At 54.9% G+C, this 23,194-nt stretch carries 21 protein-coding genes; 7 read left to right on the forward strand and 14 right to left on the reverse strand.

What is annotated here, in order from left to right; genetic code table 11:
- Positions 1-104: 104 nt before the first annotated feature.
- On the reverse strand, positions 105-581 hold the full coding sequence (larC2, locus tag NLX71_RS10960; RefSeq protein WP_254363663.1) for a nickel pincer cofactor biosynthesis protein LarC2: 477 nt from the start codon (positions 579-581) through the stop codon (positions 105-107).
- Between the two features lie 123 nt (positions 582-704).
- On the opposite strand from larC2, the gene NLX71_RS10965 reads away from it, so the two are divergent.
- Positions 705-1,781 carry a M23 family metallopeptidase gene (locus NLX71_RS10965; RefSeq protein ID WP_254363664.1) on the forward strand — a complete coding sequence of 359 codons (1,077 nt, stop codon included), beginning with the start codon at positions 705-707 and terminating at the stop codon, positions 1,779-1,781.
- Between the two features lie 86 nt (positions 1,782-1,867).
- On the opposite strand, the gene yunB is transcribed toward NLX71_RS10965, so the two are convergent.
- From yunB to NLX71_RS10990, 5 genes are all read right to left on the reverse strand, one after another.
- On the reverse strand, positions 1,868-2,650 hold the full coding sequence (yunB, locus tag NLX71_RS10970) for a sporulation protein YunB (RefSeq protein ID WP_254363665.1): 783 nt from the start codon (positions 2,648-2,650) through the stop codon (positions 1,868-1,870).
- A 173-nt stretch (positions 2,651-2,823) separates the two neighbouring features.
- Entirely contained in the window at positions 2,824-5,292 is a 2,469-nt protein-coding gene (locus NLX71_RS10975) for a heavy metal translocating P-type ATPase (RefSeq protein WP_302058177.1), read from the reverse strand.
- 173 nt (positions 5,293-5,465) lie between these two features.
- Positions 5,466-5,828, reverse strand: coding sequence for an ArsR/SmtB family transcription factor (locus NLX71_RS10980; RefSeq protein ID WP_254363666.1), 363 nt, complete (start codon positions 5,826-5,828; stop codon positions 5,466-5,468).
- Positions 5,829-5,874: 46 nt separating this feature from the next.
- The gene (locus NLX71_RS10985) at positions 5,875-6,042 is read right to left on the reverse strand and encodes a hypothetical protein (protein ID WP_254363667.1); all 168 of its coding nucleotides are present in this window, start codon (positions 6,040-6,042) and stop codon (positions 5,875-5,877) included.
- 17 nt (positions 6,043-6,059) lie between these two features.
- Positions 6,060-7,640 (reverse strand): YcdB/YcdC domain-containing protein, encoded by a 1,581-nt coding sequence (locus tag NLX71_RS10990; protein ID WP_254363668.1) that lies wholly within the window; start codon positions 7,638-7,640, stop codon positions 6,060-6,062.
- A gap of 620 nt (positions 7,641-8,260) precedes the next feature.
- Between NLX71_RS10990 and NLX71_RS10995 the strand changes: the two genes are divergently transcribed.
- On the forward strand, positions 8,261-9,934 hold the full coding sequence (locus NLX71_RS10995) for a peptide ABC transporter substrate-binding protein (RefSeq protein ID WP_254363669.1): 1,674 nt from the start codon (positions 8,261-8,263) through the stop codon (positions 9,932-9,934).
- Between the two features lie 168 nt (positions 9,935-10,102).
- On the forward strand, positions 10,103-11,299 hold the full coding sequence (locus NLX71_RS11000; protein WP_254363670.1) for an FAD-dependent monooxygenase: 1,197 nt from the start codon (positions 10,103-10,105) through the stop codon (positions 11,297-11,299).
- A gap of 6 nt (positions 11,300-11,305) precedes the next feature.
- Here NLX71_RS11000 and NLX71_RS11005 read toward each other — a convergent pair whose 3' ends face one another.
- From NLX71_RS11005 to dat, 3 genes are read right to left on the reverse strand one after another with little or no spacing between them, the layout of a single operon-like run.
- On the reverse strand, positions 11,306-12,394 hold the full coding sequence (locus NLX71_RS11005) for a DmpA family aminopeptidase (protein WP_254363671.1): 1,089 nt from the start codon (positions 12,392-12,394) through the stop codon (positions 11,306-11,308).
- Positions 12,395-12,429: 35 nt separating this feature from the next.
- On the reverse strand, positions 12,430-13,368 hold the full coding sequence (locus tag NLX71_RS11010; protein WP_254363672.1) for a dipeptidase: 939 nt from the start codon (positions 13,366-13,368) through the stop codon (positions 12,430-12,432).
- Positions 13,369-13,400: 32 nt separating this feature from the next.
- Positions 13,401-14,240 (reverse strand): D-amino-acid transaminase, encoded by an 840-nt coding sequence (gene dat, locus NLX71_RS11015; RefSeq protein ID WP_254363674.1) that lies wholly within the window; start codon positions 14,238-14,240, stop codon positions 13,401-13,403.
- Between the two features lie 127 nt (positions 14,241-14,367).
- On the opposite strand from dat, the gene NLX71_RS11020 reads away from it, so the two are divergent.
- Positions 14,368-15,261 (forward strand): LysR family transcriptional regulator, encoded by an 894-nt coding sequence (locus NLX71_RS11020; protein ID WP_254363675.1) that lies wholly within the window; start codon positions 14,368-14,370, stop codon positions 15,259-15,261.
- A gap of 68 nt (positions 15,262-15,329) precedes the next feature.
- Here the strand turns inward: NLX71_RS11020 and NLX71_RS11025 are convergent, their stop codons facing one another.
- The 3 genes from NLX71_RS11025 to NLX71_RS11030 form a co-directional block, all read right to left on the reverse strand.
- Positions 15,330-16,565, reverse strand: a complete 1,236-nt coding sequence (locus NLX71_RS11025; protein WP_254363676.1) for an aminopeptidase — start codon at positions 16,563-16,565, stop codon at positions 15,330-15,332.
- 151 nt (positions 16,566-16,716) lie between these two features.
- Entirely contained in the window at positions 16,717-16,842 is a 126-nt protein-coding gene (locus tag NLX71_RS26565; protein WP_302058178.1) for a hypothetical protein, read from the reverse strand.
- Positions 16,839-18,065 carry a helix-turn-helix domain-containing protein gene (locus NLX71_RS11030; protein ID WP_254363677.1) on the reverse strand — a complete coding sequence of 409 codons (1,227 nt, stop codon included), beginning with the start codon at positions 18,063-18,065 and terminating at the stop codon, positions 16,839-16,841. Before NLX71_RS11030 ends, NLX71_RS26565 begins: the two co-directional genes overlap by 4 nt.
- A gap of 225 nt (positions 18,066-18,290) precedes the next feature.
- Here NLX71_RS11030 and NLX71_RS11035 point away from each other — a divergent pair, with 225 nt between their 5' ends.
- Positions 18,291-19,091: an ABC transporter ATP-binding protein gene (locus NLX71_RS11035; RefSeq protein WP_254363678.1), complete on the forward strand. Its 801-nt coding sequence runs from the start codon at positions 18,291-18,293 to the stop codon at positions 19,089-19,091.
- A gap of 211 nt (positions 19,092-19,302) precedes the next feature.
- Here NLX71_RS11035 and NLX71_RS11040 read toward each other — a convergent pair whose 3' ends face one another.
- On the reverse strand, positions 19,303-21,471 hold the full coding sequence (locus tag NLX71_RS11040; protein ID WP_254363679.1) for an ATP-dependent helicase: 2,169 nt from the start codon (positions 21,469-21,471) through the stop codon (positions 19,303-19,305).
- A 191-nt stretch (positions 21,472-21,662) separates the two neighbouring features.
- On the opposite strand from NLX71_RS11040, the gene NLX71_RS11045 reads away from it, so the two are divergent.
- Both NLX71_RS11045 and NLX71_RS27045 read left to right on the forward strand, forming a co-directional pair.
- Positions 21,663-21,956 carry a pentapeptide repeat-containing protein gene (locus NLX71_RS11045; RefSeq protein ID WP_254363680.1) on the forward strand — a complete coding sequence of 98 codons (294 nt, stop codon included), beginning with the start codon at positions 21,663-21,665 and terminating at the stop codon, positions 21,954-21,956.
- Positions 21,957-22,001: 45 nt separating this feature from the next.
- On the forward strand, positions 22,002-22,439 hold the full coding sequence (locus tag NLX71_RS27045; protein WP_375377911.1) for a pentapeptide repeat-containing protein: 438 nt from the start codon (positions 22,002-22,004) through the stop codon (positions 22,437-22,439).
- Here NLX71_RS27045 and NLX71_RS11050 read toward each other — a convergent pair.
- Positions 22,344-23,180, reverse strand: coding sequence for a TrmH family RNA methyltransferase (locus tag NLX71_RS11050; RefSeq protein ID WP_254363681.1), 837 nt, complete (start codon positions 23,178-23,180; stop codon positions 22,344-22,346). The two genes, NLX71_RS27045 and NLX71_RS11050, sit on opposite strands and share 96 nt — an antisense overlap.
- Positions 23,181-23,194: the final 14 nt, after the last annotated feature.

Below are 23,194 nucleotides of genomic sequence, written 5' to 3' on the forward strand. Positions count from 1 at the left end.
GGCCGCTTTTTCGTTCTCTGCTTCACTACAGTAGAACAGCCAACGGACAGCTTCCCCCAGCACATGCGTAAGGTCTGCTTCGGGAGAGCCGTCCGTTGACTTGTTTAAGCGCGTCCGCGCTCCATAAACCGCCGCCGCACCTCGTCGTACACCTGCTTGAGCGGCACGCCGTGCGTTTTGGCCACCTGCTCGCATTCCTTAAACTCCGGGGCGAACTGGACAAGCTCTCCCTGATGGAACCCCGCTTTTACCTGAATGGGCCCCCAGGGCGTATCGACCCTATGAAACTCTCTTCCCAGACGGTGGCAAGAGGCCCGCAAATAACGCAAGCCAAGCGTCGTCGTTTCTCGGAAAATGACGTCCTCCATTCGTTTCGCGCCCTCATCGTCAGTCAGTACGTTCAGCATGACGCCGGGACGGCCTTTTTTCATAATAATCGGAATCCAGTATACGTCGTTGGCCCCCTGCTCCAGCAGCAGGTCGGTCACGTACGAACAATATTCCGGATTCATGTCGTCGATATTGGCCTGCAAAATAAGCATGCGGTCATCTACATGTTCTTCCCGGTGATCAAACGGCATCCGGCATCCCCCCATGCCTTCATCATATCAAACCGGACAAGGGATAAAAAGGCAGCGACCCGCACATGCTACAGCTAAATGAAACCAGCGAATCGAAACCCGAACGAAGGAGGCAGCTATCGTATGGCGGCATTCCGTGCACGAGTGTTAATCGCGGCGGCTCTGTGTACCGCGCTGCTCGTTAGTCCGGTATGGGGGAGCTTGGAAAACCGGGGGTTCGCCTATGCTCCCGCAGCCAAGATTCCTGCATTACCGAAAGCAAGCAAGGCGGCGAGTGGAATGAAAAGCTTGTTCGCCGAGCGCAAGGATCTGTTCGACAAAGTCAGTGCGGTTACCGGCATTCCTTGGTATTATTTAGCCGCGGTCGATCAATACGAACGGACGATCAACCTGGCCAAAAAGCGCCCGGCCCCTGACGGAATGATCGCCATTTATTTTACCGATCTGCAGTGGGGCGGCATTCTTAACCCCGACCACGAAGACAAAAATGTAAAGAGCATTCAGTGGTTCGGTGGAATCGGCAGGGACGGCTCCGGAGATGGCTTGGCGGACCGGATGAACGATTTTGACCGGCTGTATTCGATGGCCGCCAACCTGCTCCAAAAAGGGAGCGCCGAGGAAGACCTCCGCATCGGACTTTGGGACTATTATCAAAATACGCGGAGCGTCGAGCGGATTCAGCAATTCGCCCGGATCTACGCCCATTTCGATACGCTCGACTTGTACGAGCATTGCTTCGTAATGCCGCTTAGCGCCGATTATTCCTACCGCAGCACATGGGGGGCCAGCCGCGGCTGGGGCGGATACCGCATCCACGAAGGAACCGATATCTTCGCTGGCTACGGCGTTCCCGTGCGCAGCGCCACGTACGGCGTCATCGAAGTGATGGGCTGGAATCCGTATGGCGGCTGGCGCATCGGAATCCGCGATCTAAACAACGTGTATCATTATTACGCGCATTTGTCGGGCTTTAACAAAAAAGAAGTGCAGCAGGGCAGCATCGTAAAACCCGGCCAAGTCGTCGGTTGGGTCGGCAGCTCCGGCTATGGGAAGCCCGGCACGTCCGGGAAGTTTCCGCCCCATCTGCATTACGGATTGTACCGGGACAACGGGCTGACGGAATGGTCCTTCGATCCGTACCCCCATTTACGCAAATGGGAGCGGGAAGAGCGTATGCGGCGCAAGACGACCACCCCGTGACGGAGCTCTCCCTGCCCGAGGCGTTCATATCGCTGCGAATGATCCGGCGCGTAAACGCGGAAGCTTCCGCGTATCCCGTGCCGGATTTATTTTGCTTTCGGCTCGCCGGACGACTCCTTGCTTCGCGCCTCCGAAGCGTCGGGCTTCGCCGCCGGAACGTTTACATTCGGGAGCGAGATCCCCGGGGGCAGCGGCCCCGACTGGCCGACCGGATTGCCCCGGCCGTCGAAATAATAGGTAGGCACATCCCCGACTACCAGCGAGTAGGAAACAGGCAGCTCCGTTTCCACCACTTCGGGCGTGGAATCGAATGGAATAATGACCGTCATTTCAACCGTCACATGAACGTATACCTCCACCAAAATCATATTGATGCCGGCGCTCTGATAGCGCGTATTCAGCTCCACCTTGGCCGTGCCCGCAGGCACGAGCCGGATCGGAATATTCGGCCCGAACGAAGCGAGAATTGGCGAATGCATCGCCTGACCGAGCGGGATATGCTCGGGAACGGAGCCTACGGCTTCCAGCTGCTTGGTGACAATATTGACCGTGTCGGCGGTAATCCGGCTGTGCTCCGCATAATTCAACATGAAGCCCGTAATTTTACCGCTGTTGTCGGTACGCCAATCGATCAGCTTCTTAAAATTGGTGTTCTGCGCCATCCGGTCCGCGATCGCCGAATTGATCGCTTCCGTCGCGATTTGCTTCACGCGCACCCGTGCCAGATGCACCAACGGTTCCTTTAAATTGCGCTCGATGTACAAATAAGCCTGCATGCAGAGAAGCAGCAGAATGACCAGCACGATCAACAGCGTGCGCTTCAGCTTGCTTTTGCCCGAGGGACTGCTTCTCCATCTGCGCCTCAGCACCCCGGCTCCCCCTTCCCCGGCCTGTACGGCCCGTCTGTTACAGCCTATGCGGGTCGGCCGGGAAAAAGACGGAGCCGAATGGAAACGAGCCGCGCAGCTTCAAGCTGAAGCTGGCATAGCATAAAAAACCGCCTTTCGCAAGGAAAGACGGCCGGAAAATGAGCCTCGCGGCTTTATGGCTTGATGCGGAGCAGCCGCATGCCGTTGGCGATCACGATAAGCGAGCTGCCCGTGTCGGCGAGTACCGCCAACCAGAGCGTCGAAGCTCCGAAGAAGATGAGAGCGAGAAAGACCGCCTTTACAAGCAGGGAAAAGGCGATATTTTGCTTAATAATCCGCAGTGCGCGGCGGCTTAGCCGCACCGTGTACGCCAGTTTGGACAGATCGTCCGCCATCAGGGCGACATCGGCCGTTTCAAGCGCCGTGTCGGTGCCGGCCGCCCCCATCGCGATGCCTACGGTGGCCGTAGCCAGCGCAGGCGCATCGTTGACGCCGTCCCCCACCATCGCGACATGCCCGTGCTTGTTCATCAGCTCGCGGACGGCGGTTACTTTATCCTGGGGCAGCAGCTCGGCGCGGTAGGCGATCCCGCCCAGCTTGGAGGCAGTCGCCTCGGCCGTTCCCCGGTTGTCGCCGGTCAGCATCACCACTTGACGGATGCCTGCGGCGCGAAGCTGCTCCAATGACGTGCGGCTGTTCGGACGAAGCTCGTCGGAGGCTGCAAAGACGGCCCACGGCTCCTTCGCCGTACCCAGCACCATGACGGTGTTTCCTTGGCTTTCCAACCGCTCCAGCTCTCCTTGCAGCGATTCCAGGGAAATGCCCAGCTCTTGGACGAACCACCGGGGGCTCCCGATAAAGAATAAGCTGCCGCCGACTTGTGCTTTGGCTCCGCGTCCGGGCACGGCGGCAAAATCTGCGATGGCCGCAAGCGGCACGCCCTCCCGCTTCGCTTTCCTGACGATCGCCTCGCCGACGGGGTGCCCGGACCGCGCCTCAATCCCTCCTGCGATCGTCAGCACCTCTTCCACGGTTCTTCCTCCCAGCGGAATGCATTCCGTCACCTGGGGCACACCGGCCGTCAACGTGCCGGTTTTGTCGAAGGCGATGGCTTCTACGGCGCCGAGCCGTTCCAAATAGGCGCCGCCCTTGATCAATACGCCGTGTCTCGCCGCATTGCCGATCGCCGATACGATGCTGACGGGCGTAGAAATGACCAAGGCGCAAGGGCAAGACACAACGAGCATCATCAGCGCGCGGTAAAACCACGGCTCGAACGGCTGGCCGAACGCCAGCGTGGGAATCACCGCAATACCGAGCGCAATAAGGAGCACAGCGGGAGTATAGTACTTGGCAAACGCGTCGATGAACCGCTGCGACGGCGCTTTCTGCGCCTGGGCGTCCTCGACCATACGGATGATGCGGGACAGCGTGTTGTCTTCCACGCGCCGGGTTACCCGGATTTCCAGCGCCCCTTCCCCGTTGATCGTGCCGGCAAATGCCTCGCTGCCCGTTTCCTTGAGCACCGGAACGGATTCGCCCGTAATCGGAGCTTGATTCACGGACGAAGTCCCTTGAACGACCATCCCGTCCATGGCGATTTTTTCGCCGGGCTTCACGAGCAGAATGTCCCCGACTTCGATCTGTCCCGTCGGCAGCTTCATCTCGCTGCCTTGCCTGCGGACCAGCGCCTCCTTGGGCGACAAATCCATCAGTCCGCAGATCGACCTTCGGGTCCGGTCCATCGTGTAAGCTTCAAGCGTCTCGCCGAGCGAGAAAAGCACCACGACAGCGGCCCCTTCCTCCCACTGCCCGATGCAGCCGGCGCCGATTGCGGCTACGGTCATGAGCAGATCCATGCCGATCGTCCCCGACTTGAGCCCGTAGATGCCGGTACGCGCGATGCGGAAGCCGCCGATCACCATGGCCGCCGCGTACAGCAGCGTGATGACCGACTCCGGCGCGACTTTGGTTAAGTCAAGAAGCCAGGCAAACAAAAACACCGCTCCGGATACCGCCGTCGGCACCGCTTTTTTGTTGCGTTTCCAGAACGGCTGCTCTACGTAGGTCCCGGACAACGTGCCATTATCGGCGATGGCCGTATAGCCCGCCTGCTTAACCGTCTGCATGACGGCTTCCCCGGCGGTCCCGTCATGGATGACGGTCATTTTGGCAGCCCCGTAGTTGACCGAAGCGATCTGAACGGCCGCCAGTGCCCCTACCCGTTTCTCCAGCTTCCGCGCGCAATCCGCGCAGTCCATTCCTTCGATGCGGTACACGCTGGAGGTCGCTCCGGCCGCCGCAGCTTCCGCAGCAGCCGCCGCCAGAGTGGCGTTGGCCGCATCCTCCGCCTCGTGGCTGCTTCCGCAGCCGCAGGCGTCATGGCTGGGGCCGGGATCGTGGCTATGACTGTGGCTATGGTCATGATCGTGATGATCCCCGCAGCCGCAAGCGTCATGACTGTGGCCGGGATCGTGAGCGTGCTTATGACCATGCTCGTGATCATGACGATGTTCGTGTCCGCACCCGGCCTTATGCGTATGCTTAAGCTCTTGATCGTGCCGGGAATTGCCATTTCCATGCACGTCAGGATTGCTGCTGCGCGACGCTTCGGACCCGCAGCAAGATGGTTTGTCGGACATGTCCCCATCTCCTCTATACAATACATGATTAATTGTTCATACGTTTATTACCATCTTATGACACCCGCCGCAGTTCTGTCAACCGTCGTTCGCCCTTATTTTGTAGCAGTGGATGAAAAAGAATTAAAAAAAAGCAGGAGGATCTCCCCCTGCTTTACTATGCTCGTTTAGCGCTAGCCGTGCTTGACGTGCTGTAGCATCTGCACGAAAATTTGCTCGATGTGCTCGTCGTCAAGCGAGTAAAACACCGTCTTCCCTACTTTGCGCCGCTTCACGATACGTAAATTGCGCAAATAGCGAAGCTGATGCGAAATCGCCGACTGCCCCATTTCCAGAACCAATGTCAGGTCATGCACGCACAGCTCTTTTTGCAGCAGCGTATATATGATCTTCACCCGCGTCGGGTCGCCCAGCGCTTTGAATACGTCCGCCAGTCCGGCCGCCGTCGCTTCCGGGATCAGACTCTCCTTCAAATCTTCAATTTGAGAGGTGCCGTCACAGGTCTCATCGCATTGATCTTGCAGCACTTTTTCCAAGACACAACACCGCCTTCATCCTAATCAAGCTTATCCGTTGATCCCATTATAACAGAAAACGAAACGGGTTGCCGGATTCACCATTAAGCCACTTGAAGAACCAATACAAGAAGACCAGCGACCCGATAATCGCCAGGTAACGAAGCTTTCGAGGCATACAGATCCACAGCCTCAGCAGGCGCATGCTGTACTTCTGCTCTGTTCTTTTGTTCATCCCATCGAACATCTCCTTTAATCCAGCTTCGAACAAATCAACTCGCCCGTTCGGGCATCGATCCAACGGATTTCCCGACCCTTCTCCTTATGCACCAGACGGTACATCAAGCGGTAGCGGCGCCTTTTGCCGTTGCCCGAGTAATCGATCTCCCATCTCAGCTTCAATTCGAGAGCTTCCGCATAAATCCGGCGTGCTTCCGGCTCGTCGATGAGCGGTGTTACCTCGACGGCCTGCAAGTGCGCCGGATCGACGGATGGACCCGTCGCGTGTCCGATCTGTCCCGACGTCTTGTTGACGGATAACCGGATATGCTCCAGCTCCAGCCAGACGCCCTGCTTCCCGATCCGGAAATCGAAATGCTCCCTGTCAGAATCGGACGCTTCCTCCTGCTGCCGCAGTTGTAAAAACGGCGCCAATCCCGGCTGCATGCGGGCCAAAAATCCAAGCGCGATGTCCAAACACGCGTCCCGTGACAGCCTCAGCTCCCCTGGAATCTCCTCTTCAAAACGAATAAACGACACCAGCTTTCCGCCGACCGAATCGATCTGCGCTTTCACCGTCTCCTCCGCCCGCTCCCGGAAAAAAGCGCCCAGCGAACGATCCTCTGACGCAGCCGGCTGCCAATCGCGCCGCCGCCAGACGATGCCGGTCATACGGTCGTCCATTTTCACTTCTCTCAGCAGCACATACCGGTCCGGATCGAGTCCAAGCAGCTCCTGAACCTCCTGCGCCGTCCGGACGGCCGGGGCCTCGACCGCCGGCAGTTCGGGAACAGGCAGCCATACGGCCGACTCTTCGGATGCCGTGTCTTCGTCTGCTTCGCGGGCCTCTTCCGTCCCGTCCGCTCGGAAATGCATCCAGCGGGTTCTCGGTTCGTAAACCAGCCTCAGCTCATCCTTTTCCGTATCGTCGACGGACTTGTAAAGGAAGTCCAGCCGCAGGTCCAGCCTGGCGGTTTCCGCAATCTGGCGCAGAAGCTGCTCCTTCGGCATAAGGGACTCCGGGACTTTCGGCTTCGTTTGCGAGCCGAAATACCGGAAGTCGCTGACGATGCCGCTGCGGTGAACCTTGACCCGGAAGCCCGACAACGGCAGCGGCAGCCCCATGACCTCCTGCTCGTAGAAAAATAGGGTCTCGGAGTCTGCGGATTTGGTGCGCGTCAAGGAAAACAGCTTCAGCACGCCCGGATAATGGTCGAGCGCGAACTTCTCCGCCCGGAGCCGCAGTTCCTCCACAGGCAGCTCCGGCAAATCGCAGGCCGACTCCTCCACATCGATCGTATACTCGATCAGATCCCCTTGATCGTTAAGCTCCACGGATAAGCCGCTATCGTTCCCGGACTTGTTCCATATGGGGTCTTCGCCCGCTTTCGTCCAGACGAACATCGCCCGTCTGCCTTCGCGCTTGTCTTCGTGATAATCCGCAATCGTAAGCTCGTACGTTTGCGGGATGTCAAAGAGCTCCTCCGTTCGCAGCTTCAATTCGGCCAGCAGCTTGCGCCGCAAGACTTCCTCGGCAGATGATTCGGAAGCCCCGTCCGCTGGAGACGGCCTTGTGCCTGTCGGTTCGTCCGGGTTATCGTATCGTTTGCGCAACTCCTTCAACCTCCTGTGCAAAATGGTTTTCACCGCGCCTGTCGGCTATGCGGAGCAAGACGGCGATCTCCTCAATGGTCATATCGTGCCAATCTTTGAACGCAATCATCTGTCTCTGCTTCGGCTCCAACGGCCGGGCCGCCGAACGTAAATCGAGACGCCTCCTGTGTATACCCTTTAGACTGGCAAGAGCGCAGTTAGGTTTCAGAGGTTTCGAAAAAAACTCGTTCAGCTCGGCCGGCCGGTTTAACTTATGGTTTATTTCGTTGGCGGACTTCCCGTTATTTTCTTTTTGAAAACGAATACATTTTATTAAAATTGTATTGAAAACGCTGGTATATTGTGGTAGCTTGGTAATATATTTTTACAAAACTTAATATTACATATAATCTATTATTCTTTCATCGAACCTAGAATTTGGGACGAGCACTTACTTCCTATCGGGCCTTCCTCCATGCTCCCGCCGTCCCCGAGCCGCCAACTCTGCCGCTCAATCCCCTACTTCATTGAACCTGCATAACAACGCAGCAGCCGATGCGACTTGTGTCATTTGCAACGGAATCACAGAACGATTCATTGTCGTTCTTGATTTTATAAAATCATGAAAAAGGAGCGAGCTTATGAAGATTCGCAAATGGCTGGCTACAACGGTCATCTTGACTGTTGTCGGCGCAACGGCAGCCGGATGTGCCGGCGGCAACACCGGTACGACCCCCGGTAAGGGAATCGAAGGCGGCGAGAAGAGCGCTGCCCCCAAGCAAGAGATCACCCTTAACTTCAGGACGGAGCCGGGGGCGATGGACGTCTCCAAATCGGTGCAGGTGGCAGCGTTTACCGTCATGAACGCCGTCAGCGAAGGGCTGTACCGTCTGAATAAAGACGGCAAAGCCGAGCCGGGGCTGGCTAAAGACATGCCGAAAATTTCGGCGGACGGTAAAACGTACACGATCCAACTGAAGGACAACCTGGTCTATTCCGACGGCCAGCCGGTGAAAGCCCAGGATTTCGTCTACTCGTACCAGCGTACGCTGGACCCTTCGACCAAGGCATTGTATGCGTTTATGGTAGCTTGGGTTAAAGGCGGGGCGGACGTGCAGAAAGCCAAGACCCCCCAAGAGCTCGAAGCGGCGAAGAAGGCGCTCGGCGTCAAGGCGCCGGATGATAAAACCGTGGAAATCACCTTGGAACGCCCGATTCCATTCTTCACCGAGCAATTATCCTTCCTGCAATTTTTCCCGCAACGCAAAGACATCGTCGAGAAGTTCGGCGACAAAAACGGCGCAGACGCAGATTCCGCCATCGGCCCGGGTCCGTTCAAGCTGGCCCAATGGGACCATGAGCAGCAGATCGTCTTAGTCAAAAACGATAAATATTGGGACAAAGATAAAGTCAAGCTGGAAAAAATCACGCTGAACATCGTCAAAGACGAGAACACCGGTCTGAACCTGTTCCAAACCGGTGCTACCCAACTGCAAAATATTACACGCGAGAGCATCAATCAATGGGAAGGAAAGCAGGAATTCGTCGTGCAGCCCGAGTTGTCTTCCTGGTATGTTAAGCTGAGCCAGAAAAACGTGCCGGCCTTCAAGAACAAAAAGGTCCGTCAAGCGCTGGCGCTTGCCATCGACACCAAAGCGTTCATCGAGACAGTTACAGGCAAAGGTCCCGTACCGGCCACCGGCTTCGTACCGAAAGGAACAAGCGACGGCAACGGCACAGAGTTCCGCAAAAAAGCCGGCGAGCTGAGACCGAAATTCGATCCGGCCAAAGCGAAGCAACTGCTTCAGGAAGGCTTAAAGGAGCTGGGCTTGACAAAGCTGCCCAAGTTCAAGCTTCAGGCGGACGACAACGGCGTCGGTCCGAAATCCGTCGAGTTCGTTCTGGCCCAATGGAAGCAAAATCTTGACGTCGAGGCCATCGGCGAGCCGGTTCCTCACAAGCTGCGCGTCGATAACGAGAACAATCGCAGATTTGAAGCGTCTCTCTCCGGCTGGAGCGCCGACTATAACGATCCGATGACGTTCCTTGAAATGTACGTGACCGGCAACGAATTCAACGAAGTCGATTGGTCGAATGCCGAATACGACAAGTTCATCAATGGCGCGAAAGGCGAGATGGACAAAGCTAAGCGTTCGCAGATGATGGTCGACGGCGAAAAAATAATGATGGAGGAAATGCCGATCATCCCGAACTACTTCCGCTCCATGAGCTGGCTCAAAGACCCGAAACTGCAAGGTGTGGTCTTCCCGCCATACGCGATCGAGTATGAACTCAAGTGGGCCTATGTGAAGTAAGTTCAAGCTAAATAGGCAAAAGCCGTCCTTCCCGTTGAGCAACCAACGGAGGACGGCTTTTTCTATGACTGTCGTACTGGATCAGTACCATTGTTTGAATCAGGGCTTCGCCTTATAATCAGGATATCACTGAACAGCAGCGTTAGCTGCCCGAAAGGAGAGTCCCGCATGGTATCGGCTTCATCCCGTCCAAGAGCGCTCATTATTGGCGCCGGCATCGGCGGATTGTCCGCGGCCATTGCGCTGCAATCCGCGGGGTGGGACGTCTCGGTCTACGAGAGGACATGCACCCTGTCAGGCATCGGCGCGGGCATCGTGCTCGCCGCCAATGCTATGAAAGCACTTCGGAAGCTTGGAGCGGACGAACAGGTTAGCCGCCTCGGAGCCCCTATACGGCAAGCGGATATTTATTCATCCGACGGACGGCTGCTGGTGTCGCTTCCGACGGAAGAGCAAGCCCGGCGCTACGGGGCGCAGAGCTACCTGATCCACCGGGCCGACCTGCATTCCGTTCTGCTCGGCCGTCTGGAGCCCGAGACGGTGCGCACGGATATGAAATTGCGCCGCTGGGAGCAAAGTGAGCGGAGCGTCAAGGCCGTCTTCGAGGACGGCACGACCGCCGAAGGAGACGTGCTGATCGGCGCCGACGGCCTTCACTCTGCCGTTCGGGCGCAGCTCTTCGGCGAAAGCGCCCCGCTTCGTTATGCCGGATATACCGCGCTGCGGGGCATTGCGCATTGGCACGACGAACGGTTTCCGTTCGAGCAGGGCGGCGGCTTCGAGGCCTGGGGGCCGGGCAAGCGGTTCGGCGTGTCGGCAATCGGACAAGGGCGCATCTTCTGGTTCGCCGCCGTCAACGCGCCGCAAGGCCAAGAGCTTCCGCCCGCCGATAGGAAGGCGGCGGCGCTGCATCATTTTCGCGGCTGGATGGAGCCGATCGAGGCGCTGATCGCCGCGACCGATGAGGCCTCCATCCTTTCGCACGATATTTTCGACCGCCGGCCGCTCGCCGGCTGGAGCCGGGGGCGTGTGACCTTGCTCGGCGACGCCGCGCATCCGATGCTGCCCAACCTCGGGCAAGGCGGGGCACAGGCGATGGAAGACGCTCTTGCGCTAGCCCGCTGTCTGCGGCAGACGTGTGGCACGCCAGACACTTCCGGCACCGACGCCGCTGCCGCTCTGCAGCAATATGAGCGGGAGCGGTTCGGACGGACTGCGCTGGTCGTTCGCAGGTCGCGCGCAATGGGCCGGATGGTGCAGCTCGCGCACCCCGCCGCCATTGCCGTCCGGAACCGATTGCTTCGCCTGCTCCCCGCCCGGATGCAAATCAGCCGCCTGGACTGGCTGGTCGGGTATGAGCCCTGACCCCGATCAGCGTCCTAGTAAGGCCAGCACTTCCTCTACCGGCAAAGCGGCAATCGTTCTTCCTTCGCGCCCCATGGTCGTCTCCGCCATAAACAGAGAGTTGTAGATCGCTTCCTCGGTCGCCTCCGCGACGGCGCGGAAGCATTCGGATATCAGCCGGCCGTCTTCGCGAACGACGCGAAGCTCCAATGTACCGGAAGCCGACGTATGCGGAATGCGGTTGCCGTTGCTGAAGGCGATCACGATGTCGCCGCTTCCGTGATGAGCGATCGAGCCGGTACGCGCCAAGCCGAAGCCCGCCCGCTTGGCAATCCGCTTTAACTGGCGGGCGTCCATCGGCAAGTCGGTGCCAACCACGATGATGATCGAGCCGTCGTTGTCCCGCGCTTCCTCCGGCTTCGCCCGAAGGGATTCGCCCACAGGCTTCCCAAGTATGGTCAAATCTTCCCCATTCCCGAAATTCGTCAGCACCAAGACGCCAAAATGGTAAACAACCCCATCGACTTCCACCTGTCTGGACGATGTCCCAATTCCTCCCTTGTAGCCGAAGCAGACCATTCCCGTTCCGGCTCCGACCGCCCCTTCCGAGACGCGGCGACGCGTGCCCATGGCTTCCCTTCCCTGCCGGATCGCTTCCATCGCATGCTCCGGGCGGACGTGGAGTCCCCTCATGTCGTTGAGCAACGAGTCATTGCACTCGCCGGTAACGACGTTCAGCGAGCCGTCGCGGTCTCCGATTCCGTCATCCTGCTCCAGCATGTAACGAAGCGTCCCTTCGGTCACCGCCGGTACGCCGAACGTATTCGTCAGCATAATCGGCGATTCGATAACGCCAAGCTCGTCGACTTGAATCAGACCGGTCGTTTTGCCGAAGCCGTTGATCACATGCGCCGCGGCAACCGTTTTCTCACGAAACCAATCGCCCGGATGCGGCAAAATCGCCGTGACCCCCGTCCGCACGCAAGCGTCGGGGCGGTCCTCATGTAACGTCACCTGCCCTACGGATACTCCGGGGACATCCGTGATGCAGTTAAGCTGTCCGGTCGGAAGCTTTCCGATGGTAAAACCATAATCGCGCAATCGTTTGCTGCTCATCCAATATTCTCCCTCTATTCGTTTATACGCCTCACTTACTTCGGACGGTTGCGCAAAAAGTTCTCGGCGGCAAATCCGCGCACTTCTTCTTCCTTAAAATATTTTAGCAGCTCGTTGATCAAGTTCTGGCTTTTACCCGCGTGCTCCAAGCCTGCGACAAACTCCGAAATGCCGTCAAAATCCGAACCGAGCCCGATATGCCGCACGCCGCCGAGCGAACACAAATGATCGATATGCTTTAATACATCGACAATGGTCGCGTGGCCTCCCTGCTTCACAAAAAGAGGACAATAAACGACGTGAACCGTCCCGCCCTTGGCAAACAGCGCCTTGGCCTGTTCGTTCGTTAGATTGCGCGGGTGATCGCAAAGCGCCCGCGCGTTGGAATGGCTCGCAATCAGGTACTCCGCCAGCTCGACGACATCCCAGAACGCCCTTTCACACAGATGAGCGACATCGGTTAGCAGCCGGTGCTCGTTATTGAAGCGCACAATGTCCCGGCCGAACGAGGTAAGCCCGGCGCCGCGCGGCTCCAGCACGCCATCGGCAGCAAGGTTGGCGTAGTTCCAGGTCAGGCCGACCGACCGCACGCCGAGCTGATATAAAATGTGCAGCTGGCGCAGGTCGTTGCCGATAGGATCGACGCCTTCCAGCGTCAGCATGGCTCCGATCTGCCCCGGTTCGAGCGCGTCGAAATCGGCCCAGCTGCGAATCGGCTTCATTTCCGGATGCTTCCCGAGCACCTCATCGTAGTAATAATGAATCTGATCCAGCGCCGCTTGAAACTTCTGCTCCGCCTTGAGGTCGGGCGGAACGAAGACGGCAAAGCACTGGGCCTTCACGCCGCCTTGCTGCAGCCTTGCCTTGTTCGTCGCCAGCTCCTCCGAGCTGCCGTAGGACAGCTGTCCGCCGCTATGCCAGAGCTTATACAACGCGTCGCAATGAAAGTCGATGATTTCAATGGTTTGCCCCATTTCTTGATCCAGCCTTTCCTGGTTCTGCCCCATCATTGTCCTGTCATTGTACGGAAACGTTCGTACAGCGCCCGCGTGACCGGTCCGGGCTGGCCGTCCCGGATCTGGCTTCCGTCCTCGAAACGAACGACCGGCATCACTTCCGTCGTCGTACTGGTGATGAACGCTTCGTCCGCCTGCCGCAGCTCCTCCGGCGTAAACGATTGTTCGACGAACGGGATGCGAAGCTCGTGCGCGATCCGCTGCACCGCTATTCTCGTAATACCCGCCAAAATGTGATTGGACAGCGGCGCCGTCCGAATCGCTCCGTCCTTGACCATGTAGACGTTGGAGCTTGTTCCTTCCGTCACAACCCCGTCCCGCACGAGAACCGCTTCCAGGCACCCGCGTTCGGACGCCGCTTGCTTGGCCAAAATATTGGGCAGCAGGTTGAGCGACTTGATCCAACAGTTCAGCCAGCGCTCATCCGGATGCAGCATGACGCTAATGCCGGAAGCCCTTGCCTCGGCCGGTATTTCCCGAAACGGCTTCGCCGTCATCGATACGGACGCCGGGCATGCCGGAAACAAATGATTGCGGGGAGCGATGCCGCGGGTTGCCTGCACATAAAGATCGAGATCCGACAGCCCGCTTTTTTGCACCAACTCGCCGATGATCCGCTTCAGCGACTCGCCGTCGTGCCCGATCTCCAGACGGATCGCCGCAGCGCTTTTGAATAGACGATCCAAATGCTCGTCGAGCATAAACGGCCGCCCCTTGTAAATCCGGATCACCTCATACACGCCGTCCCCGAATTGATGTCCTCGTTCGTCGATCGGAACGGCCGGTTCGTCCGATTGGATAAAGCTTCCGTTAAAATAAGCCAAAGCCATGATGCAGCCCTCCCTGATCAAAAAATTCCCATGATATTATCAAATTAATCGATTTCCGCAGACCGGTCCAATAGGATAATGACATGATGGCTATAAAAAAATATAATACGAGGATGGGAGGCGTTTTATGAATACGGATCATGTCGAATGTTTTGTCATGGTGGCTCTGACCGGAAGCTTCAGCAAGGCGGCCAACCTGCTGTATTTGTCCCAGCCTGCGGTAAGCCAGAGGATCAAAGCGCTCGAAGCCGACCTGAACTGCAGGCTGTTTCAACGGACCGGCCGTGTCATCTCCTTGACGGAGGAAGGCGAAAGCTTCCTTCCCTATGCCAAGAGTATGCTGCAAGCGCTTCAGGACGGGCAGCAGGCGATCCAGCGGATTCATGGAAAATTGGAAGGCGAGCTGTCCGTCGCTTCCGTGTTCGGGGCGGCCTTTTACCTGCTGCCTCAGCTCGTGGAGCAATTCCAGACGCTTTACCCGAAGGTGAAGCTGACGCTTTTGACCGGACATTCGCATCAGGTGCTCGATATGGTGTTGAATCATGAAGTATCCTTCGGGATCGCCCGCGCCGTCAATCACCCGCAGATTCGGCGCATTCCGATTCTGAAGGACGATATGCTGCTGGCGGTCTATCCGGGCCATCCGTTTCACGAGCGCAAGCAGGTGACGATTGAGGATGTCGCCAAGGAACGGCTCATTTTATTCAATCGCGGCTCCCTCGACTGGACGCTGATTAACGGAGCGTTCAGCCACTATCGGCTGGACCGGCACGTGGTTATGGAGGCGGATAACTTCGAGGTGGTCAAGCGGATGGTCAAGCAAAGGCTAGGCATCGCGTTTCTGCCCCGCTTCTCGATCCTCCACGATCTGGAGAGGGATGAACTGCGCGAGGTGGAAGTCGCCGGGCTGCCGCAGCTGAACCGCAATTTCGAGCTGATTTATTTGAAGGACATGTCGCTAAACCAGATCATGGAGCATTTTATCGGCTTCTTATGCCAGCATCATGAAAAAACGGAGTAACGAAAAAAACGCCCGACTCGGCAAGTCGGGCGGTCCCTTGTTCAACTATGCAAGCCAAGGAGCGGGGATTACCCGATCGCCCAGTTGCCTTGGCAGAACAACGGCTCGCGGGTGCCGTCCGGCAGCTCGCCGTCAATATCCAGCTCCGCCGAACCGACCATAAAGTCGACGTGCGTCAAGCTGACGTTCGCGCCTTTTGCCAGCAGTTCCTGATTGGTCATCTTCGTTCCATTCTCGATCGTAAACGGATAGGCGCTGCCGACGGCGAAGTGGCAGGACGCGTTCTCGTCAATACCGGTATTGTAAAACACGCGGTTCAGGTTCGAAATTGGAGAATCGTGCGGCACGAGCGCCACTTCCCCCAAATATTTCGCCCCTTCGTCCGTCTTCAGTAGGGCATCCAAATATTCAAGCCCGACCTCGGCCGTATAGTTGATGACTTGGCCGCCTTCAAACGTGAGCGAAAACTTGTCGACCAACCGCCCGTTCAAGTTTAACGGCTTCGTGCTCGTCACCGTTCCGTTCACTCCGGTCCGCAGCGGCATCGTGTACACTTCCTCCGTCGGCATGTTGGCTACGAAGTATACGCCCAGATCGTCCGTCGTCCCACCGCCGTGCCAAATATGCCCTTCGGGCAGCTCGACCGACAAGTCGGTGCCGGGAGCCCGGTAATGCAGCTTCTTGTACTTTTTCTCGTTGAGCTTCTCCTTGACCTGCTTCAACTGGGCGATATGCTCTTTCCAAGCCGTCACGGGATCATCCGTGTCGACCCGGTTCATTTTGAAGATCGTATCCCACATCACCTGGACGCGCTCTTCCTCCGGAAGCTCAGGGAACACCTTGGCCGCCCAAGCCTGCGTCGGCGCTTTCACCAGACACCAGCTGAACTTTTTGTTGCGCACGTAGCCTTGGAATTTCTCTCTCGCTACGGCTGCCGCTTTGGTCGCCCGCGTCACTTTGTCCGAATCGATGCCCTTGTACAGTTCCGGATCGGGTACCTTGATGTTGATCAATGCCCCGCCGTTCTCTGCCAGCTGCTCCATCATCGCCGGCATCCATTGCGGGTAGTAGTCGAACGACTCGTCGGGCGCATATAAGAAGCGGTTTCTCGTCACTTCCTCGTCATCCCATTGAACCTGCACGTATTTCGCTCCCGCTTCGTAGGCCTTTTGCACAACTTTGCGGGTGAAGGGCGCAGCTTCCAACGGCGATTCGATGTGAAGCACTTGTCCGGGCTGAACGTTCGCTCCGACCCGGACAACAAGCTCCGCGTATTTTTCCAGACTTCGGTCAAAAGCTTCCATGTTCCTGTCTCCTGTCTTATCGATTGGTTACCCGTTTCATTATACTCGAAGTCAGAAGACGAACCAAGCGCACTCCCAGGCTCAAATCCGGTCAAACGAAAGGAGCCCCTGACCTGTTCCATGAACCGGCCGGGACTCCTTGCGATCGTTGTCAGCCTCCTACACCGTTATCATGCAAGAGCGTTTTTGCCGACCCGTTCGTCGGCGATTGATACGATACGGACAAGCCATTCAAGAAAATGAACCCCAAGGTCAGAAGCACCAGCATTTTTTTCATGATACGGACACTCCTTCCAAAATTTTCTCGTATTCCTTTTTTTGCTGTTCCGTCGCACGATCAACGTGCTTCCAGAACAAAGAAACGCATCTTTCGAACCCTGAATAATAACGTAATTTTTGAGCCAGACCCAAGGCATGAATTAATTCATTTAAGGCTTGGTGCTTCCCTCCTCTTTTGAAGCTGTAAATGACTTTCTCATACCAAAAGTGAAACAGCTGCGTGCCATGAATGTGATCGGTAATCGTTCCGACTGTCGGGATTCTCTGTTCGAATTTGGAAAGAATCGCATCAACTGAAAACTGGTATCGGTTTGCGGCTTTCATGACGACCGATAAACTGGGAAGAATTTGGTTGGGGAATTCCTCCAAATAGACGGATAATTCGGGCAGCACTTTGAGGTTTCCCGTATTCAATTCAAGGATGAGCCCGTTTCCTTTCCCCCATACCCGGAATTTCTCAACCTCCTTTTTACCGACCTCGTCAAGACCTTGGAACCATGAAAGATCCGAATACTCCTGCACATAGCGCTTAGCCTCTTCGTATTGTTCCAGTTTGGTTAGAACCACCCCTTTCATCAGACAGCCTTGACCATAGTACACCACTAAATGCCGTTCCGTTTGCAGCGGTTGATGCAGCTCACGATGAATCTGCTTTTCGTAGATCGCAGTTGCCAGTTCTCTGAGTTCATCGGCGTACTGTCCGACTTTGTCCCACCTTTCGAAGGTGTAATAAATGTTGGCCATCTGCAAGAGAGCGTCCAGCCGGACATCCTCCGGCAAATGTTTGTAATGGGTTTCAAAACGAAATACGGCTTCTCTGTTTTCTTCCACCCCGGTTCCGATAAGCGATTGAAACAAGCGGAACTGACTCATGACATACTGCGGGTCCTCTGCATTTCCTTTATCGACAATTTGGCGGTAAAGCGGAATAGCCTCTTTTTTCTTTCCTTGCTCAAACAGACTCTCGGCTAAGGAAAATTGCTGCGAGCAGGTTAGCTGATCGTTCAAGAAACACTGGCCCAAGTACAATTCGTAAAGCCATCCGGGGCTTTGCCCCAACACGGATGCGATCTTGTCGAGTTGCTCTATGGTGACGGATCGGGGGTAATCCAACTGCTCAATACGGATTCCTGCAAGCTTGCTGAATTGCGAAGGCGTGTACCTGTGAAGCTGCAACTCATTCTCAACTACCGTTCTCATACTTTCCATGGTCGTTACCATATAAGATTCTCCTCCCTACCTATATCCATATAGTACATCGGTCGAAGGGAAGTGTAAATAACCTACTTTATATGTATATTACTGGTTTGTAACCGCTATCACTCAAAAAAACGAAATGTTGCAAAAATTGCTCTTCGGGATAAGCACTTTTCGCATCGACATGGCATCGTCCTTGTTTTATGATGAGGAAATAGACAACGGTGAACAAAGGGAAGAGGTCAGCCTATGGAACATGTCATTGATATTCAGGATGTATCTTGGAAAAACGGTCAGAACGTTTTGCTGCACAATATCTGCTGGACCGTGCGTCCCAAAGAGCATTGGGCGCTGCTGGGCTTGAACGGATCGGGGAAAACGACGTTGCTGAACATAATCAACGGCTATCTCTGGCCGATGACAGGGTCGGTGTCTGTGCTTGGCCACCGGTTCGGGGAAGTCGATTTGCGCGAGCTGCGCCGATCCATCGGCTGGGTCAGCTCCTCGCTGCAAGAGAAGCTGTATGCCACCCACAAAACCCAGTATGTGGTCATCAGCGGCAAATACGCGACCATCGGCTTGTACGAGCGGCTGTCCGATGAAGATCTGGACCGGGCGCAAGCACTGATGCGCACGCTGGGCTGCACGCATCTGTGGGACCGGGAATTCCGGACCTGCTCGCAGGGAGAGAAGCAGAAGGTGCTGATCGCCCGGGCGCTGATGGCCGACCCGCACCTGCTGATTCTGGACGAGCCCTGCAACGGGCTGGATTTGTTTTCGCGCGAAAAGCTGCTGGATAGTATCCAGGAGCTGAGCTGCCAAGAGCAGTCGCCGACGCTGATTTACGTCACCCACCATACGGAGGAAATCGTTCCCGCCTTCAGCCATACGCTGCTGCTGCGCAGAGGCGAGGCGGTCCGCAGCGGACCTACCGAAAGCATCCTGGAGGCGGACATCTTGACCGATTTTTTCGAAGCTCCTGTCGAGGTCGAAAAGCACCGTCAGCGCGTGTACGTGCGGGCGGCCCACGGCGGGAACCCGCTTACGTAGCGGCTTAGGAAGCAAAGCCAAAAAAGCTTAGCGTTCTTCTTCGTCCGAAACATGACAATGCCCGTGCAGTCAAAGTAAAGTGGAAAAACCGACGGCAGCCTTGGACAAGCAAAAAAGTCCCGGGCTGCCGCTGTATGGAATCGTCAGGGCTTTTCTGGCTTGTATCAAGCAAATGATTGTTTTTTAATCCGGATTGCTTGAATTCTTCCATTTATACCGGCTCCAATAATCCCTTTTCCAAACAAGTTGTAATCCATAAAATTTTTACGCTTGATCCAAATTGGATGTGAATGTAGTCTTTGTCTATTCGTCTTATGGTTCCGGAGCCGAAAACGCTATGTCTTATGGTCTTCCCTACAATCAGCCCGGCTTGATCCCGTATAGCATCTTTTTCTGCTGCCCCGCTGTTTTTGGGCACATCCTTTTTCGGAGGATTCACGATGCTCCTGATCGCCGTAACAAACTGCGATTCTTTAACCTCCTCACCGTCTCTTTTCCGATACGTTATAAGCTCCAGATGTTTCTTCGCCCGTGTCATACCAACATAAAAAAGCCGAACTGCTTCTTCCATCATTGCTGCCGAGCTTGCTTTGAGATCGTCAGATGACGGAATAATGCCATCCACGAGATCCATCATATAGACCCGCTCAAACTCAAGACCCTTAGCGCTATGAAACGTTGAGAAAGTCACGACATTCTGATCTTTCCTGAACTTCGCATTCTTTAGAACCAATTCCAGATGTTTTAACCTGCTCGCAAACTCCTCCATCGTCTCCAGCCCCACTGCAATCTCTTCCAATGTGTTAAGGATGCCGATTAAGTATTCCTTACGGAATCCAAGCCGCTCGCAGATCTTTTCAAGCGCCTTTTCATATCCCAATCGATCACGAATGACACGTATAGCATGTAGCGGCGGCATCCCACGCATTTGCAGAAATGTTTCTTTGCTTGCAACCAACGGCTTCACTTGATAATCCTGCAATTGCACATGATTCAGCAAATTATCAAATACCGATTCGTTATTGTCAATCTCCTTCAATGCCGCCATCTGCTGTTTACTGATATATGCATTAAATTTCAGGTGGATCTTTTCCAAAATGTCCGGACGCTTGTCAGTAAAGCTCATTCGCATGAAATTTTTAATGTCTTCGACTACCCAATGCGAAAAGAATCGATTGTCTGCATCTTTCATGAAAAAGGGAATCCCTGCCCGATCAAATTCATTGATCAAGGCAATGGATGAGGAATTGTTACGATACAATACGGCCACTTCAGAAAGCTGCTCCACCTTCTGAATCTGTTGAACCAGATACTTCGTTTGATAGATGTAATCCGATAAGCTTCTGATCTTCATCGGCTTACTTGATGGATTCTTCGTGAACATATTTTTGTCGTAACGGTTCTTATTTCGCTTGATGAACTGATTCGTTACGGTCACGATATCTTTAGAGGAGCGGTAATTTTGCTCCATAAACAAGGTAATGGCATGGGGATACACTTGCTTGAAGTTCAAAAGGTAGGAAGGCTCCGCGCCACGCCAACTATAAATCGATTGATCGTCATCTGCAACCACGCAAAGATTCCCGTGCTTCCGAACCAGCTTTTCGATAATGGCATGTTGCACTGCGGAGGTATCCTGACTCTCGTCCGAAAGGATATAATCATACCGCTCCTGAACCCTCCGAAGAAGTTCTCTATCTCTCTCTAAAACCTGCTCTCCTATCGTCAGCATATCGTCGTAATCGACAAGCAACTTGCTGTGACCTGATCTCTTAAATGCCTCATATTCATGCAGAATCCGTTCCGCTTCCGGTACAGTTGTTCGAACCAACGACCATTTCTCCGGAGGAATCATTTTATTTTTGATGAAACTAATATAGGTCGTTAAATCATCCATCTGATCATCGGTAATATTATCGCCAACCATGGACTTGAACAAATTACGCAAAATCATTTTCTTGTGCAGCGGCAGATGTTTCGCATCCATCGTTTTTTGCTCTTCCAAATCCAGATCCCCTTCGATGATTTGGAAAGCCGTTCTTGTTTTCCGAAAATGTTCTCCCATTACCTCATAAGCAACGCTGTGTATCGTCGAAAAATGGACCGGTTGAAGGTGCGGAAAAAATCGCTTAAATCGCTTCTTCATATCATGAGCCGACGCACGGCTAAATGTAACCGCCTTTATTCGCGATGGATCAATTTTTTTCTCCTCAATCAAATAACCTATCCTCATGATGATGGTAGTCGTCTTCCCGGACCCTGGCGATGCCAGTAAGAGCAGCGCTCCGTTCGTCTGAAGAACAGCTTTCTTCTGAACTTCGTTTAAGGCAACGCCTATTTCACGTCTCTTGCGTGTAAAGAAATCTTCTTTTCCCTTCATTTCGAATTTTCCTTTCACCGTTCCATTCCCTATATTCCCATTATATTCAGAATCTTATCTGAAGCTATCATCCAAACAGAAGGCCAATTCTTGGACCATCTTACACCTCGGCTTTGAAGTTTATATGAATGTATCCTATAATCCTATAATCCTATAATATCAGTATATATTAACAGGAGATGCTTGCGGGGATGAAAAAGAAAACCATCTTGGAACGATGGCATTGTGAAGAATTTGTGGAAAGTGTCCGCCCTTTTATCGAGGCCATTTCTGCTGGACATGCAGTTATTCGGGATGCTGACTTTGCGGGACTGGAAGTGGGCCCTTTTGCCGTCATAAAAGAATTGGAAAGGTCCAGTTTATATGGATCTCACCTTGAAAATGTAAACCTTTCCTATGCAAATATACATAATTTGTCGAATAGTATTTTGTCTCGTGTCAACTTTTCCAAAGCTACCTTGGAGCGGTGTTCGATGTTTTCATGACAAATTACGGACTCTGATTTTTCATCGGCTAAAATGAGGGTCAAGATGGACGATACCCGTTATCATCATTGTCGCTTTACAGGCACTCAATTTATCGGCCATGGCTGGTTAGAGTTCGGGGGGAGACGAGTGAAGTTTTACAATTGCAACTTTACGAATGCAACGTTTCGCAGGGTGGAGCTTAGAGCTGCCAGATTTTACGACTGTATTTTTGACAATACGACATTTATCAAATGTGAGCTAAGCGGGACAAAAGCGGAAGGCGGGCGGCTTGCCATCTGCAGCCCAGTTTACCGACATGGATATTCCCGTGTGGGCACAGTAAAAAATATCCCGATAAATCAAGGTTTTGACTCATCGGGAAAAATTCTTCGGCGACAAAATAAATTACAACCCCCCCCGCTGCCTCATCGCCTCGAACAGGACAACAGTAGCAGCCATCGCCGCATTCAGCGATTCGGCACGCCCCTTCATCGGGATTAGCACCTGATGCCGGGCAAGCTGCCGAACTTCCTCGGAGACGCCTTGCCCTTCGTTGCCGATCACAAACCACGTGGCTTTGCGAAAATCGTGCTCGTAACAACTAACCGCTCCCTGCAGGCTTGTAGCGACAACCTGCACGCCGGACTCGGTCGCCCGCGGCAGCCATTCGGTCAAATCGCCTTGGACAATCGGCAGATGGAAAAGCGACCCCATCGTCGAACGCACCGTTTTCGGATTATACAGGTCGACGGTTCCTTTCCCAAGCAGCACGCCGGAAGCCCCGACCGCATCCGCGCTGCGGATGATCGTGCCGAGATTGCCGGGGTCCTGGATGCCGTCGATGACGACGACCAGCCCGTTCGGCTCACTTGCTGCGAGAAGATCGCTTCCGCGCCACGGCAGCTTCGGCACGACTGCGAACACAGGCTGCGGCGTCTCGGTGTCCGTGCATTTGGCCAGCACGGCTTCCGTTACCGCGACGCATTCCGTTCCTTTAGCCGCCGCATCCTCCAGCAGCCCGGCAATCGCCTGCTTCTTATCGGCCGCGTACACCAATACCTCCGGTACCAGGTCACCGGAACGGAGCGCCTCCTGCACAAGGTGGACGCCTTCGATCAGGAAGCGTCCCTGCTTGTCCCTCCCTTTGCGGCTGAGCAACTCGGTCCACTGCTTTACCCGCGGATTTTGAGCCGAGCTTAGGATAGCCGATTCATTGGAAACTACCTTTTTTTTATCGTTCATACGATTTTCTTCGA

Origin of the sequence: Paenibacillus sp. MZ04-78.2 (genome assembly GCF_024213375.1) — a bacterium.
Classification (GTDB): domain Bacteria; phylum Bacillota; class Bacilli; order Paenibacillales; family NBRC-103111; genus Paenibacillus_G.